Here is a 17,020-nt window from a genome sequence, read left to right on the forward strand (position 1 = left end):
TAGCTCGAAAGAGTAAACAGTAGTGGTGTCATGGACGCACCCTGAAAAAGGCGGTATCCAGCCTCTATTCAGATGCTCTGGTAACTCAGTTACCGAGCAGTTCACAAGGTTTGATTATGGGATTATCATTGACAGAACTTCTTGTAGAATATCTTCGTTCTCCACTGGGGTTGGATGAACAGGCACCCCGTTTTTCTTGGAAGCTTTCTTCTGACAAAAAAGATACGATGCAGAACGCTGTGGAGATTCGTGTAAGAGAAGCGAATACAGAGGAAGAAGTCTGGGATTCCGGCGTTCTTTCCACCGGTGTTTCCACCGGAATTATCTATGAAGGAAAAGAACTGAAACCCTGCACTGCGTATGTGGTACAGGTAGAAGTTACGGACAATTATGGCAGAAAAGCAGTGGCAGAAACGATTTTTGAGACCGGCTTTCTGAAAACGGACAAAAGCGTCTGGGAAGGTGCCGACTGGATCGGAGCTCCGGATTTTCATGTGGCAGCCAATGCCAGAGGTGTGTTCGTTCTGGAAAGTACGTTCCGCATGAAAGAGGGAAGCAGTCGGGCTGGTGTGGTTTTTGGAGCCAATGATTTCCGGCTGCTGGATCATAACCAGAATGAATACGGGCTGGAAGGAGAAAACTACATCCGCTATGAGATCAACCGGGGCGGAGAGAAACCGGTGCTGGATATTTACCGGGTCGGCTATGCGAAAGAGGACAAGGCAGAGGTTCCCTTTGCAACGGTAGCACTTCCGGAAACCATTGATTTCGGAGAATTTCATCGGCTGAAAATCATGGTAGACGGAGATAAAGCTTTCACTTATCTGGATGAGCAGCCGGTGGATGTGCTGGAAAAAGCGATGGGACCGATGAAAATTTCCGGCCGCGTTTTAAATCCCAGAGGTCATAACGATGTGCTCACCTATCCGAGACTGAACGAAATTGGATTTTTTGCAGGGGATGGTGATACGGCCTGCTTTAAAAATCTGACTGTAAAAAATCTCCGGACGCCGGGCAGAACCTTTGTAGAGGAGACGCCGGAGAAGGAAACTTCCATTTTTGCAGAGCTTCCGAAAGAGGACGGCTGCTTTGTTGTCTGTGGAAGTCAGATCACAAAGGATCCCACGAGAGGGGCTGTCCCTATGCTCCGAAGCAATATTCCGGTGCGAAAAGATGCCACTCTTCAGAGAGCACGGCTTTATATGACAGCCCGTGGTGTCTACGATGTTCATGTAAACGGCGCCCGGATCACAGACAACCTTCTGGCTCCTGGGCTTACCCAGTATGACAAACGTATGAATTACCAGACCTATGACCTGACAGGGATCTTAAAGCCCGGAAACAACGGGATTGGCGTGGCACTTGGCTCCGGCTGGTGGTGTGATGCACAGACCTTTGTGGTAAAAAATTATAACTATTTTGGTGATAAAGAGGCGCTTCTGGCAAAAATCGTTCTGGAATTTTCTGACGGAGACCGGGAGATTTACACCACAAATCCGGAAACCTGGAAGTATTTCGGGGATGGCCCCTACCGCTACAGCGGATTTTTCCTGGGAGAACAGTACGATGCCAGAAAGAAAGACGTGTATGATGCGTTTTCACTGGCAGATTTTGATGACAGTGGCTGGGAAGCAGCGGCAAAAGAGCCCTGGGAGCTTCCGGTGATCGATGAATGCCGTACCTTCCCGGAAGGCTTTGGAAGAAGCTGGCCGAAGGTTCATGGTCAGGAAGTGGCTTTTGAAGGCGGATATCCGGCTCCTGTTCAGGTAACAGCTGTCCGGAGTGCCAGAAAACGGCTGGATCAGGGAGAAAAGGTTTACATTTATGATCTGGAGCAGGAAATGGCAGGCGTACCACGGATCCATTTCCATGAAAAGGAAGGCACAAAGGTTATCATCCGTTATGCGGAGGTGCTTTATCCCGATCTTCCGGAGTATGGTGAGAATGTAGGCAAGATGATGCTGGAAAATTACCGGGATGCCACCAGTACGGATATTTATATCTGCAGTGGGGAAGAAGGAGAAGTTTACCAGCCGCGATTCACTTTCCACGGCTACCGTTATATTGAAATCAGCGGAGTGGAAAATCCGCCGGCACTTTCCGAGGTGGAGAGTCTCCAGTATTCCTCGATTGAAAAATTTGCCGGAAGTTTTGAGAGTTCCCATGCTCTTTTAAACCGTTTTACGGAGAATGTGCGTTGGTCCCAGCTTTGTAACTTCATCAATATTCCCACCGACTGCCCCCAGCGAAATGAGCGTATGGGCTGGGCAGGTGATACCCATGTTTTCTGCCATACAGCGCTTCTGAACAGTGATCTGAAGCTGTTTTACGAGCGTTATCTGCAGGCATTCGAGGATCTTCAGACGAAGGAAGGCCAGTATCCGGAGATCGCACCGATAGGCGGAGGCTTCGGCGGCGTGACGTATGAGTGTGCCAGCATTTTCATGGCATATGAGCTGTATGAGCAGTACAAAGATGTGCGGATGCTGAAAAAATATTATCCGGGTATGAAAAAATATATGACATACATGAAGGATAAAGGGCTTCCGGGAGCAGGAAGTGCGGTGGTAGGACCTTTGGGTGACTGGCTGGCACCGGAAGAAACGGATCTTCCTCTGCTTTGGAATGCTTTCTATTACAGAGAAGCGGTTTTGATGAAAAAGATCGCAGGCATCCTAAAGGATGAAGAGGGTGTGAAAGCTTATCACGAACTGGCGGAAACCTGCCGTCGTTACTGGAATGACACCTTTGTGGATCCGGAGACAAAGGAAACGCGGACACTGGAGGGCAAGCCCTGTGATACGCAGTGCTCGTATGTTTTGGGCCTGGAATATGGCGTGATGGAGGACAGGATGGCAGCAGCAGAGCATCTGCTCCGAAAGACGAGGGCTGCGGATCACACCGTCGGAACCGGATTTTTCGGAACCGGGCTTCTGAACCAGGCACTCTGCGATACGGGAGCAAGTGAGGATGCCTATAAGCTCATGCTCCAGACCGCTTTTCCGTCCTGGCTCTATCCTGTGACCCAGGGAGCCACGACCATCTGGGAACACTGGGATTCTTTGACAGAAGAGCGCGGTTTCGGCGGCCAGAACGCTATGAACTCCTTCAACCATTATTCTCTGGGAAGCGTGCTTTCCTGGCTCTATCAGTATGTCTTAGGTATCCGCCGGGAAGAAGAACATCCGGGCTTTACCCATTTCCGGCTGGAGCCTGTGATCGGAGATCTCATCTGGGCAAAAGGCAGTGTGAATTCGCCTTACGGAGTCATTGAGAGTGGCTGGAAAAAAGAAAACGGACACATCCTTTATCAGTGCGAGATACCGGTGAACACCAGGGCGACACTGGTACTGCCGGGTGGCAGGACGGAGGAACTGGGATCGGGAAGATATGAATTTACGGTATAATTGAAATCAGAATGCGCCATCTCAGGCGGCAGCTGATACGGCAACTATGGATGCCGTTCTGACAGCTGCGGGGATGGCGCTTTCATTGGTGACTTTATTTGATTTTAGCCCTTCTGCTTACGCCTTTGCTTCGAAGAAGCCTGGTGTAAGCAGTTTTCTGTTTTTTCGGTACAGAAACGGTGAGCTTTTTCGGGGTTCCGATGAAAGCTTTGGTGCCGATGGTTTTGCTGGTGAGGCTGGCGGTCCGGATCGTGAGGAATGTCAGCTTCTTGCAACCATAGAAGGCACTTTTTCCGATGCTTGTGGTGGCTGCAGGGATCGTGAGTTTCTTTAAAGCCGTGCAGCGGTAGAAGGCGTAGGCGCCGATGTTTTTGACAGAGCCTCCAAGGGTTACGCTGCTGAGCTTGCTGCAGTTGGAGAAAGCCTTCTGACCGATGGTGGTGACATTGCTTCCTACCGTGACTTTCGTGACGGTGGCATTATTCCGGAAAGCGGCGGAGGCAATGGAGGTTACTTTGAAAGGATAGCCTTTCAGAGTTACGGTCTTTGGAATGATGACTGCTTTCGCTCCTTTTTTCGGTGCTTTAAAGGCAACGGTTCTGGCACCCGTAACGAGATATTTGCTGCCGGAGGCATGGGTCAGAGTCTGACCTTTTTTCGGCCGGGTATTTGTAGATGGCGTTTCAGGAACCGGAGTTCCGTCTGCGGAAGTAATGAGGAAGGTTGTTTTGAGTGTTCCTTTGTATACACCTTTTCCGGTAACAATGATTGTGCCTGTTCCGGGATTGATATTGTTTTTATAGGAAAGGGTGTAATCGCTGCCTTCACTTAAGGTGTTTCCATCACAGGTGACAGTCACTGCAGGACGGATTTCGGACCCGGTAAAGCGGCATCGTTTATCGTAGAGAATGATTTTAGCATGCTTGTCCAGCTGAGAGTGATCGGTATAATCCGCCTTCCGGTCAGAAGCACTTACATAGAACTGAATGAACCCTCCTCCAATATGGGCGTTATCTTCCAGGCGGCAAAAATCGTAACTGAGATTTACATATCCTTCAGAGATACCGGTGACTTTTCCGCCAGGAGTGACTGTGGCAATGGAAGGATCCTCCGATTTCCAGGTCAGGACATAACCTTCTTCCCTTTTACTATAAGAGTAGGGATAAAATCCTGACAGACTCTGGCCTTTTCTGATGGTGATTGCGCCCTGGGTCAGGGTGTAATCAGAAGATTTTCCTGGCAGAGAAAAAGCGGATCCGGAATAGCTGAGAAAAAATGGCTTTCCATTTCGGATAACAATCGAATTGGTAGCGATGATTCCATTGGGCTTTGCGTATTCGGTGCCGACCCAGCCATCCCGATAACATTCATCGTTGATCATCTGATCTTTTCGCTCCGGGTTTTCGTCATACTCCCATCCATCACGGGTACCGTTGGGAGACTCAGAATAACGAAGAACCGCAGGGTAGGAAATACCCTCTGCAGAGCCAAAATACTGCACGGAACAGCCATGTACCTGACTTCCCGGAATTCCATTTTCAAGGTATAGAAAACGGCCATCTTTGTAAAAAATCCCGCTTCCGTTATTGATGTACTGGAAAGGAATTCCGTCATAGTAGGGGCAGACCCCATCGATGAGATCGAAAAAATACCACTTGGAGATTAAGGTTTTGTCTTTGCATTGATACCTGTCGAAAAGCGGATCAAAGAGGTACCAGTCATCTCCGAGCCAGGCCATGACCCAGGCGTGACCGTCTGCATGGCTTAAGACTCCAAGGGTCATATTTTTCTGCATGTTTCCGATCCATCCGGTGCAGTCCACAGCAGAAATACCGGCAAAGCGCATCAGCGCTGTCATAAGCATGCTGTATCCCTGGCAGTCGCCTCTGCGGCTGTAGAAAACGTCAACGGGGAAAGAAGAAACCGTTGTGTCATAAGTAATGTTTCCTTTGATCCAGCGGGCAATCGCAGTTGCCTTACTGGAAGGAGAGGTAAGCCCCTTGGTGATGGTATCACTCAGTTTTTGCAGGACTTCGCCGTCAGCTTCGGAAAGAAACCAGTTTGTGAGGCCAAGGTCCGGATACTTCTGCCGGTAGATCTCGTCAATGTACTTCCAGGAAGCGGAAGTAAGCTGCGGTGTGATCTTGTAGCAGGGATCGGTACCTTTCAGAGCTGCTGCTTTTGTGCTTACAGGCATCAGTCCCAGTAAAAGGACTGCCAGCAGAAAAATGCCCGCAAGAATTTTGTGTGTTCTTTTCATAATCTTGCTCCCTTCATAAAAAAATTCGAAACCGTTCAGAACAGTTACACTATTTTTCTGCTTTCATAATAGCAAAAGGAATTGGAGAAGTAAACCAAAGGAAAACACTTTGCCCAAAATGTACAGGAGAAGGGCAAAAATGTGCATTTATCACTCCAAATTTTCGCTGTTCATGAGAAGCTTCTTATTATATAATGATGATACCAGGGTCAAAAGGTCAAAAAGCCGTTCGTGCTTGCACGATAAGGCTTTTGAACTTGGGACCCGCCAAACATGAGAAAGCAGCGATTTACGCAGTAAATCAGCGGATTTCGAATGTTTGTAGAATTGCGTGAGCTGCCTTGCAGCGGAGCAATTCGTAGGCATCAGTTGGGGTCAAAAAGCCGTTCATGCTTGCATGATAAGGCATTTGAAAAACGGGAGGAAGACAGCTATGGAGAAATATGTGGTTCGATGCTATCAAGGACAGAAGATCCGAAGTGTCTGGAAAGAAAGGGAAGGCAGATGGTTTTTCTCTGTTGTTGATGTTCTGCGGGCACTGGAAGTAAGTGCGAATCCCAGCCGGTACTGGAGCGATTTTAAGCGAAAGCTGCGGCAGAAAACGGAAAAGGAAGAAGCACCTTTCCGCTTTGAGAATATCGTATCGCTGAAACTTCCGGCGGCAGATCAGAAGAATTATAAAACGGACATGCTGGATGAAGAAGGCTTAAAAGAGCTGTTTACCATTCTGCATATCAGAAAGGCAGAAGAATTTTTGGACGTTTTTTTTCGTGCGGAAAAGACAAAGAGAACGAGGGAAGCAGAGGGAAAAGCTGAAAAAAGCGGGTTCTTGCTTCCTCTTCTGAACAGTTCTTTTGAACCCGGCGATGGAAAAAAGACGGTGGAAAGCTTTTCAGATCCTGACTTTCGAAGGATAGCAGAGGCGGAGCTCTATTATTTTTCCGGTGAAGCGGAAAAATGTGAGGAGATCACGGAGACTTATCTGGAAAATGAGAATATTTCCATCCGGCTTTCTGCCTGTCTTATGTATTCCTTTGCTAATTTTACTCTGGGAAATGCAAAGGCGGCCCGGAATGGATTTTTAAAAATCCAGGAAACGCTGGCGGCTGTTTTGTCAGGGAATGAGAAAAAGGAAATTCAAGCGAACTGTGTCTTTGCCGGCTATATGACCTGTATTCTGGTACATCTTCCGGCTGATGATCTTCCTCCTTTGCGGGAGTATGTGAAGTATCTGCCCAAAGGACTTCGCGCTTACGCCTCTTATCTGATGGCGCATGAGCTTTATCTGCAGGAAAACTATGAACGGGCACTGGGGATTCTGGATGCGACTCTTTTTTCACTTAATGAGACCTATCCGATTCCGGAAATCTATATTTACTGCATGGTTTCCATGTGCAAAATCAAACTGAAAGAAACGGAAGGGGCAAAAGAGGCCTTTATGACAGCCTGGGATACGGCAAAACCGGACGGGCTTCTGGAGGTTTTTATTGAGCATCATGGCCTTCTTCAGGGAGTCATGGAGTCTTGTCTGAAAAAGGCGGAACCGGAGGCTTATAAGGCACTTACGAAAGGCATCATCAGTTTCAGCCGTGGCTGGATGAAGATCCACAATCAGGAATCGGACTGGGTTGTCACGGATGCACTGACACCGCAGGAATTTGCCATTGCCATGCTGGCCTGCCGGGACTGGAGCAACCAGGAGATCGCAGACTGTATGGGCCTTTCGGTCAACACTGTGAAACACATCATTTCCGATATTCTTGCTACCCTGCATGTGAACAGCAGAAAAGAACTGCTGCAGTTTGTAAATAAGTAAAAGACAGAGAAAAGCCGTGATTTTCAGTCTTACGAATATCGTAAAACTGGACCCGTAAACAAAAGACAAAAAGACCAAAAGTGTCTTGCCTGGCAGCCTGGGCAGGGCACTTTTTTCTGCTTTCAAGAGGGTTTCTGGTGAGTAAAAAAAACAATATAATATTCTTAAGAACTGTCAGATAATGGAAAAATCATATGAGGGAGGAAGCAATATGAAGAAAAAGCAACGGCAATTTCTGGCTATGCTTCTGGTTCTGGCCATGCTGGTAACGACCATTGGAGGCACAGGGGTGGGCGAAATCTTTGTGCGGGCAGCAGAACTGGAAGAAACAAATGAAGAAAGCAATAAAAGCGCCGAGACAGAGACGGAGGAAGATCTCCGCACGATGGAGACAGCCGCGAAAGAGCTGAAAGAACAGGCGCAGCTGGAAACCTGGTCGGACGCGAAGGCTTTTCTGGAAAAACTTCTGGGTTTAAGTGCCGAAAGCGATGAGCTGGACTCTTGTTTTGACGGGAAAACAGACGAAAATCTTTCCGGGGCAGACTGGCAGGCGCTCTGCGAAAAGCTCTGGGCGAACCGGGTCTTTTCCGAGGAAGAAGCCGACAGCCTGAATCTGACCGGAGGAGATGCAAATCTTCTCATCATGGCAGAAAAAGCGGCTGTGGCCGGTGCGGAGGCAAAGCACATTTCTGTTGCCGGAGGCGGCAAGGTGAAGCTGAAAGAGACGAAAGCAGATTCTATGGGAATTTTCGGTGGCATCAGAACCGAACTTTCCGGCACCAGTCTGGAAAAGCTGACGCTCTTTAGCGGAGAAGAAGCGGAAGATACCCTACTTCGCCTTTCTCAGGATACGGAAGTTCCGGAGATCCAGGTGGATGGCGGAAAAGAAGTGACCATTGAGGGAAATGCTTCCCTGGGCGTGATCCGGGTAACGAAAACACCGGAAAAACTTACGGTACGGGCAACTGCTTCCGTGAAAAATGAAAGTCAGGAAGCACTTACGCTTGTGAAGCCTGACGGAAGCGAGATCACACTCAAAGCCGGGCAGCAGGAGGAGCTGGTGCTGACCTCTTATCTGGTCACTTTTATGGCAGAAGATGAGGTACTGGAGACTTCTCTTGTAAAACCGGGTGATCCGGTGGAATATCCGGAAGAACTGCCGGAAAAAGAAGGCAAGATTTTTACCTCCTGGTATCAGGACGAGGAATTTACGGAGCCGGCCTCTCAGTTTGAGGCTGTGAACGGTCAGCTGACCTTTTATGCCCGTTATATAAAAGCAGAGGATGCAGTTACGGTCACCTTTGAGACCGCTGGCGGGGATCCTTTAAAACCACTGGCTTTTGCAAAGGGTGAAACGCTTCTGACCAAGCCGGTTTCAGAAATTTCCACAAGAAAAGAAGGGTATACCTTTGGCGGCTGGTGCCGTGATGCGGAGTGTACGGAGAGCTTTTCCTATACGGAGCCGCTGGAAGAAAACGTGACATTGTATGCATTTTTTACGTCCGATGAACCGGAGATTTCTGAAAAGGACGGAAGCTCTGTGGACCGGAAGGATTTCGGCTGGCAGGAAGAGGTGCTTCTTACCGCAGAAGAGGGAATGACGCTGGAGGATATGGAGGCAGCCATCCGTCTGGAGGCAGGATCCGGTGATCTGGAGCCGACGGTCAGCGTGAGAGAGACGGCCGATGGTTTTGCTCTTTCCGGAACTTGTTATGAAAAGGATGGGGAGAAAGGCTTTGAACCCGGTTCCACGGTGAGTGTGATCGTATCTGACGGTGTGCATTTTGCCGGTTATTCGGAAGACGTGGAGACCATGGTGCTCTATGTATACAAGGAAGAAGTCGAGGTGGTAGACTTTTCCGATGAGATCGCCTATGAACTCTGGGATCAGGTGACTTCTTATACACCGGTGGTTTCTTATGAGGATAAGGACCAGAGCGAAAACCTGGATGAAGAGGTCGACCAGAGAGATTATGACCCCGGTGAGATCGTACTTCAGACCGACAAAGAGTATAAAAAAGAGGATATCGTAGTCTTTTATGACGGTGAGATCGGCAGAGAAGAACAGAATATCGAAGCCTATACAGAGGGCTCTTTCGATGGCTACGTTCTTTTTGCAGAGATTCTGACTGCTGAGAAAAAAGAGGATGGGACACATCTGACGTTCGGTTACGCGGATCCCGAAGCCTATCTTTCTGATCTGGATGTTCATGTGACGGAAGATGTGGATGTGGATGAGGAATTGAGCGAGGAAGATCTGGAGCTCCTTTCATCAAAAATCTCCAGTCAGGTGGAAGAAAATGAGGAACTGAAGGCACAGATGCTGGTAGCTGTCATGAGCTCCAGGGAGACGCAGAAGCTCCTGGATGAGATGTACGGAGAAGGCGTATATGCACTGGCAGGTATGAATGCGACGCTCCAGCCGCAGCGCCCCACGGTAAAGCTTTCCGTATCCGGAAGTACGGTGACGGCAAATATCACGGTCGGTGCCAAAGCCACGATCAAAAAAGACGGCAAGATACTGATGACGGTGACACCGAAGCTTGCATTTACCCAGTCTCTGTCGGTACAGACCAATGTAAACGGCGGAAAGATCTGGCTGGATATGTCTGTAACGCTTCGTTCCACGTCGAAGATCGCCCTTACGATCTCTGCCACCACCGGAAAGAGTGCCAGTGTTTTTGAAAAAGCGGCAGAGAACATGAAAGAGATCGTAAAACCGGAAGGCATCAAAGAGACGGACGATTACGATGCGTATGACCAGTCTGTGCAGGATCTTATGGATGTGATGCAGTCGGTGGTTTCGACCTCACTGTCCTATAATGATCTCTTTACCGTCCGGCTTCTGACACTGAAATTCTCCTTCTACGGCATCATCACCCTTGGCGTGGACCTGGATTTCGTGGGTCAGATCGGTATTCTGGCAACCTTCGGTGTGGAAATCGTCATTACAAACGGCGAACGCATCGGTTTCAAATACAATTTCCTGAAATTCAAGGGAAGTTCTTACACGCAGAAGCTGGAAAGTAACGTGACTACGAATATTTACCTCATCGGTAAAGTCGGCGTCCGTCTGGGTCTCCGTCTGACAATCTCGATCACACTCTGCGGTATCGCAAGGGCCTCGGTGACGGGAAGTCTTTACGCTTATGCGGAACTTTCGGGTATGTATTTCTTCACGGCGAACCTTTTATCCGGGGCAAATACCAGCCTGGGAGCGCTGAATTTCGAGGTCGGCATTGATGTGAGCGTAGACCTTGGCCTTCGGGTAAAACTGATCTTCAAGACCATCAAGAAAAACTGGAATGTTTACAAAGGCCGCTGGCCGCTATGGTCCACTTCGGTATCCAGTAAACTCAGCTATATGAATGCGGAAAAGCTGGATCAGATGTGGGAAAGCTCCATAGTCAATGCAGATAAGAAAACCGTGTTTGGATTCCAGAATATTCCCATGAAGACCTGGACACTGATGACCGGTGAATGCCTGGAGAACGAACTCCTCTGGAGTAATAAAGAAGTGAGTCTCAAGATCGAAAATCTTACGGTGAACGGAGAGAAAGTTCCATCCGGCGATCCGAAAAACAAACTGTTCTCCGTTGGTGATCCTTCCAGAGGGCAGAATCAGGGCATGATCTACATGGATGAAAGCATAGCGGCAGAGTACATCTGTGAAAAAGCGGAACTGGATGTGGTGCTGACTTATCAGAACAGCAATGCTTCTGCTATGGTGAAAAAACAGGTGCGCCGTTTCCATCTCTCCAAACAATGCGCCATTTCCACTACGACACAGAAGGTTCAGGTGAAGCTTTATGACTGGTGTGCCCATGCCTGGGGACTGGAAGCAGCAGCCTGGGATAATGCGGTAGTCTATGAGACTTCTTTTGAAGCGTCTCATATGGTGGGAGGTTTAAGCGAGCCGACAGCCACCGGAAAAATGAATCTGAATACGGCGGCATCTGCAGCCATAAAGGCTTATCCGGAAATCCAGGGAATGAATTTCAGCTGGCTGGATCCGTCAGGAAGCAGTTCCATGCAGTACAGTGTTCCCAGGATCAGTAATTTCTGCTATATGACACCGGATAATGGAGTGGTACGTTTCGACGTATTCAAGGAAACAAAAGAGTATGAGGTAACCTATTATCTCTATGTACGCCGGTTTGAAGGTGACGGCAGCATCAATTATCATGTGAAGCTGACCAATCCTATGCCGGATACGAAATATGCATTTTCCGTTTATCCGCCGCAGAGTGAAACGGCTCTGGATTTTGTACCTGAGGAAGACGGAAGCTGGAAGCTTTCTGCAAAGAGATCTGCTTTTAATGGAGAAAAGCAGCCGCTCCTCATGACGGTGGACGGGGCAGAACCGGTAAAAACAGGCTTTTTCCTCACCGGCCGGGAACAGGAAACGGACGTCCGTTATGAGATCACCCTCGGGGATCCGAAGCTGGAGGCAGAACTTGGAGAAGGCATCCGTTCCATGAATTTTGAGGACGGATCCATTGTGACAGAAACAGGCATCCGGCCGGGAACGGAAGTCCGCCTGAAGATCGCACTGGAGGAAGGCTACACCGGTGTGGAAGTGCAGTGCGAAGATCCGGATATCCAGTTCCGGACAGAAGAAGACAACACCGTAGTCTTTTCCATGCCGACGTATGATCTGAAGCTCCGGCTCCGTTCTTATCAATATCGGACACTGACGTTCTTGTATAATTACGGCTCCTATGGAACCTATAAAACGGTAAGCGTACGGGAAGACGGAAAAACAGAAGAACCACCGGCACCGTTTGTTGACGGTTTGACGTTCCGTGGCTGGAAAGAAAAAGAGGATGGTTCGGGAGACTCCTTTGTTTTCGGCGGAAATCTGGTGACGGATCAGATTCTCTATGCGGACTGGACCTGTGATGTGACGGTCGATTTCGGAGCAGTGAAGGGGCAGGCACTTTATCTGGACGGAGAAGAGACCAGACAGGTATTCGAAGGAGACGGGGAAGAATATTACCGTTTCACCTATTCGACCAGACGGGTGGGAGAAAAAGTCCTGGATATCCTGGTTCCGGATTACCCCGGTTATGAATTTACCGGCTGGTATACAAATGCGGAAGCAGAAGGAGAGCCGGCAGATACGGAAAACCTGACGCTGACCGGCGGACTGATCCTTTACGCAGGCTGGATCAAACTGATTCCTGTGACCTTTGAACGGAACGATCCTGCGGAAAATCCGGAGGAAGGAAGTTATGCAAATACCGTTGTGCAGGAGGGGGCTCTTCTGACAGAGCTTCCGGAAAATCCGGTGAGAGGCCATTATGAGTTTACCGGCTGGTATAAAGACCGGGGAGGAAAAGAAGCGTTTGATCCGGCAGCAGAGACGATCAGCGAAGAACTGATCCTTTACGCAGGCTGGAAAGCAGTGACCTATTCCATCACCTATGAAATGAACGGAGTGGAAAAACCTGCTGAGAATCCGGAAAGCTATACGACAGAAGATACCATTATCCTGAAAAATCCGGAGCGGGAAGGCTATGAGTTTACCGGCTGGACCGGAACCGGTCTTACCGAGGCGGCGAAAACCGTTGAGATTCCGGCTGGTTCTTCCGGAGAGAGGCAGTATACGGCCCATTGGAAGGCCATCTCTTACAAGCTTTCTTATAATCTGGTCCGCGGAACCCTTGCGGAGCCAAACCCGGAGAGCTACACGGTGGAAAGCGATGAGATCACACTGAAAAATCCGGCTCTGGAAAAATATGAATTTACCGGCTGGATCGGAACCGGTCTTACAGAACCCACGATGGAGGTAAAGATTTCCAGGGGTTCTATGGGAGACAGAAGCTATCAGGCAACCTGGAAGACGGATGATCCGTCAGAGAAGATTGCGGATATGGCGCTGGAAGCAGTTGGTAACGGGTATGAGAGCCGGATCGAAGCACTTCCGGAGCTTGGAGAAGAAGCGGGACTGGATGAAAGAGTACTGGAAGCAGTGAGAGAAGCTTTGCAGACCGGTCTGGATCAGGATGAGCGGATCAGTGCCTATCTGAATGCCATTTCTGTGACAGTGGTTCAGGAAAAAGAGCCGGAGATGGAAGACAGGTCCTATCGTTATCTTTATCGTGTCACTGTGACCTACAAAGACGATGCAGGAACCGAGTATGTAAGAGAAAACACCGCTTATGAGGCATGGATCTCCAAAAATCAGCCGGAAGTGACCCTGGCTCCCACGGCGGGCAGTCTTACCTATGGGCAGAGCCTCAAAGACAGCACCCTGACCGGAGGCTGCGTAAAATATGGAGAGGTCGAAGTGCCCGGCACCTTCTCCTGGCAGGATGAGACCATCATCCCCTGGGGCGGAGACAACAAAAGTGTGATCTACTGGGTGATCTTTACACCGGATGAAGAGGCAGCGAAGCTTTATGCTCCCTGCGAAATAGAGGTGTCCGTACAGACCCAGATCGGCGTAAACGTAGAATTTACCGCCGATTCGAGAGATTATGTCAAAGACAGCACAGAAGCCACGGGAACTTACCGGCTGGTAGATGCGGACCGCGGAATCGTCTATGAAGAACTGCAGCTGACCGGCGGCCAGATGGAATTCTCTCAGAGCGTTCCGGGCAAAGAGTTACAGGTTGTTTTCGCCGGCTATCAGCTGGAAAATGATGAGGACGGACTTTACATTCTTCTGAATGAGAGTGCGAAATCAGAGGCTGAGATCCGCTGGATCCAGCCGGTACTGGAGACGGCGCCGACTGTAAATGGAACCGTGACCGGTGGTACTGCACTGAGAGATGTGGAAGTGACCGGCGGAAGAGCCGTTTACAAGGTCACAGCCAACGCTTATCAGGAAGCAGCCGGAACCTGGATCTGGGATACGCCGGGCCACACGCTTTCCGGTGAAGGTGAGCAGGAATTTACCCTGACCTTCGTTCCGGAGGATGAGGACGGTTTCCGAAGGATCACCGGAATCAAGGTGAAACTGACCGTGACGAAACGGGAAGTGGAGATTCCGCTGATTGCTGGCTTAACCTATGATGGAAGCCTGCAGAAACCGGTCGTAAATGAGACGGCGGACTATGAAGTGACGGAAAACAACGGCGGCATCAGTGCCGGAACCTACACTGTGACACTGCGGCTCAAATATCCGGAATATATGGTTTGGAAAGAGTCAGGATTAGCTACGGACGGAAGTCAGGCTACGGTGAGCAGCGAGGATCCGGCAGTGGCAGTTGTCAGCTATCAGATCAGGAAGGCTGACCTCACCGTGTCAGCCGACCCAGACGGAAATGGCATTCAGGTCCAGAAGCTTGGTTATGGACAGGAGATGACAGAGGGAGAAAAGGAGACACGCACCGTCAATGGAAAGGTCGTGGATTTCCGCCTCAGCGCCCAGGATATGATCAGTGGCGTCGTTGTTTCCTATGAAAGAAACGGCAGCAGCATTCCCGTCACCGGTAAATGGAAATGGATGCTGACAGATGAAACAGGCGAACCCTATAACAGCCAGCCGATGCAGGTCGGTACCTGGCAGATAGAAGCAGAATTCATTCCGGAAGAAAACCAGAGAGGAAACTTAAATCCTGTGAGCTATCGTTTCCAGGTGGAAGTGGAAAAGGCAGTGCCGGATGCGAGCAGTTGTGCGTTTGAGACAATTAATGTCATCGGGATTGATGCACTGAATGTTCCTCTGACGCTGTGTAAGCCGGATCAGCCGCTGCCGGTAAATCCAAACAATGGTGAAACCGTATACGGAGTCTGGAATTGGGAAGATCCGGAAATGATTCTGAATAGTCGAAGCTACAATGTGACCTTTACTCCGACGGATAGCAAAAATTATGAAACGGTAAATTCCAGTGCGGAGGTAAAAGCAGTAGCTGCACAACCATTGACCGTGTATGTCACATACGGCAGTGATGAAGCAATTTCAGGCACAGCAAGGACGGCAGTCAGTATTTGGGGAACGACCCGGAAACGCAGCATTTTGGTTGGTGTATCGGCACAGGAAAATATGACATTTTCAGGGGTGAAGATCTCGATGGGCAATGAAACTGCAAGCTGCCGGGTAGATGCATCGGGAAATTATGTCTATACGAATTCTGGTTTTATGACAGTGATCTATCACAGTTCCTTGAAGATCGTGGAGATTGTAATGGAGCGGGCTTTGACAGCAGAACCAACGATTGATGTTTACATGACACAAACGACAGGTACACAGTCTCTGGAGGCGGATGAAACGAAAACCGCAGCGGTAAGCACGACATCGAGAAAAGGGAAAAAGGCAAGAAGAAAACCGGAAAAAACAGCAGAAAGTGAATCCGAAACGGCAGCAGCAGAAACCGAAAAAGAAACCGAAGCTGTGACGGAACCACAGACGGAAGCGTCGGAACCGTCCACCGAAGAAGTGACAGAACCCACAACAGAACCTGTTACGGAGAAGACTACAGAAGCGGGAACGGAAGCGCCGGAGTCAGAAAAACAGACCGAGACACCGGCGACGGAAGCAACTACAGAAGCTGCAGAACCGGCTACAGAATCCCAGACCGTGGCACCGGAACCTGCGCCGGAGCCATCTACAGAACCCCAGACGGAGAAACAGCCAGAAACAGCAGCACCGGAGCCGTCCACGGAGGCCCAGACAGAAGCAATCTTACCAGAACCGGCCACAGAACCTATGACCGAAGCGCCGGAACCGGCTACGGAAGTGCAGACAGAATCAGCGTCAGAACTGCAGAGCGAATCCCTCCAGACAGAAGCAATGAATACCGAAGGGGCTGAAATGCCCCTTCCGGAGGAAGGATGACAGCCGCACCGCAGGCTCCGGTGGTCTGTATTCTGGATTCCGGGACGAATGAAGCCGGGGCCGAGGGATGGAACTATCTGGCCGGAAACGAGGATCTGACGGATGAAGCCGGCCATGGAGACCTGATCTATCAGCTTCTGGAATCGGAAACTCCGAATGCCAGACTCATCATGTTGAAATGTTTTGAGTCAGCAGAAGAAACAGAAGAAAAAAAGGGAACAGAGACCGTCACACAGGCGCTCTATGATGCAGTGGATCTCTGGCAGGCAGATGTGATCAGCATCAGCTGGACACGGAACGAAGAAAGTGAAGAACTTTACGAAGCAGTCTGCTACGCCAGAGAAAACGGCGCCGTCCTTGTGGCGGCAGCAGGAAATCTAAGCCTTTCCACACCCTTAGGCAGTCTGGTTTATCCGGCAGCCTGGGAAGAGGTCATTGGTGTGGGCGGGGCAGATACCGATGAAAATGGGGAGCCTGTAAGCTCTCTCTGGTATCTTAAGAGCGAGGCGGTATTTGTCAGTGCAGATGGAAATTATGAAGGGGAAAAGGGTTCCTCTTTTGCAGTCCCCAGGGTTTCAGGAAAAATCGCAGAATATCTCTTTCAACAACCGGAGGCCTCCGAGGCCGAAGTACGGGAATGGTTGAAAGAAACCGCAAGAGATGCCGGAGAAGAGGGATATGATCCGGTTTTTGGCTGGGGCTTTCTGGAGTGACGGAAGGATACCGTGCGGTAAATGGATCAAAACGGCTGA

At 49.7% G+C, this 17,020-nt stretch carries 5 protein-coding genes; 4 read left to right on the forward strand and 1 reads right to left on the reverse strand.

Annotated features, from left to right (window positions below; translation table 11 throughout):
• Window positions 1-116 precede the first annotated feature (116 nt).
• Entirely contained in the window at window positions 117-3,407 is a 3,291-nt protein-coding gene (locus DXA57_RS09090) for a family 78 glycoside hydrolase catalytic domain (RefSeq protein WP_117766817.1), read from the forward strand.
• Between the two features lie 94 nt (window positions 3,408-3,501).
• On the opposite strand, the gene DXA57_RS09095 is transcribed toward DXA57_RS09090, so the two are convergent.
• The gene (locus tag DXA57_RS09095) at window positions 3,502-5,667 is read right to left on the reverse strand and encodes a leucine-rich repeat protein (RefSeq protein WP_117766819.1); all 2,166 of its coding nucleotides are present in this window, start codon (window positions 5,665-5,667) and stop codon (window positions 3,502-3,504) included.
• A gap of 433 nt (window positions 5,668-6,100) precedes the next feature.
• Between DXA57_RS09095 and DXA57_RS09100 the strand changes: the two genes are divergently transcribed.
• The 3 genes from DXA57_RS09100 (at window position 6,101) to DXA57_RS09110 (ending at window position 16,981) form a co-directional block, all read left to right on the forward strand.
• Window positions 6,101-7,483 carry a LuxR C-terminal-related transcriptional regulator gene (locus DXA57_RS09100; RefSeq protein ID WP_243005756.1) on the forward strand — a complete coding sequence of 461 codons (1,383 nt, stop codon included), beginning with the start codon at window positions 6,101-6,103 and terminating at the stop codon, window positions 7,481-7,483.
• Between the two features lie 211 nt (window positions 7,484-7,694).
• A complete protein-coding gene (locus tag DXA57_RS09105) occupies window positions 7,695-16,268 on the forward strand; it encodes an InlB B-repeat-containing protein (RefSeq protein WP_158571277.1) in 8,574 nt (2,857 codons plus the stop codon).
• Window positions 16,265-16,981, forward strand: a complete 717-nt coding sequence (locus DXA57_RS09110) for a S8 family peptidase (protein WP_117766823.1) — start codon at window positions 16,265-16,267, stop codon at window positions 16,979-16,981. The genes DXA57_RS09105 and DXA57_RS09110 overlap by 4 nt, the downstream gene beginning before the upstream one ends.
• Window positions 16,982-17,020 lie beyond the last annotated feature (39 nt).

This window comes from Blautia sp. OF03-15BH (genome assembly GCF_003463065.1).
GTDB lineage: Bacteria > Bacillota > Clostridia > Lachnospirales > Lachnospiraceae > Limivivens.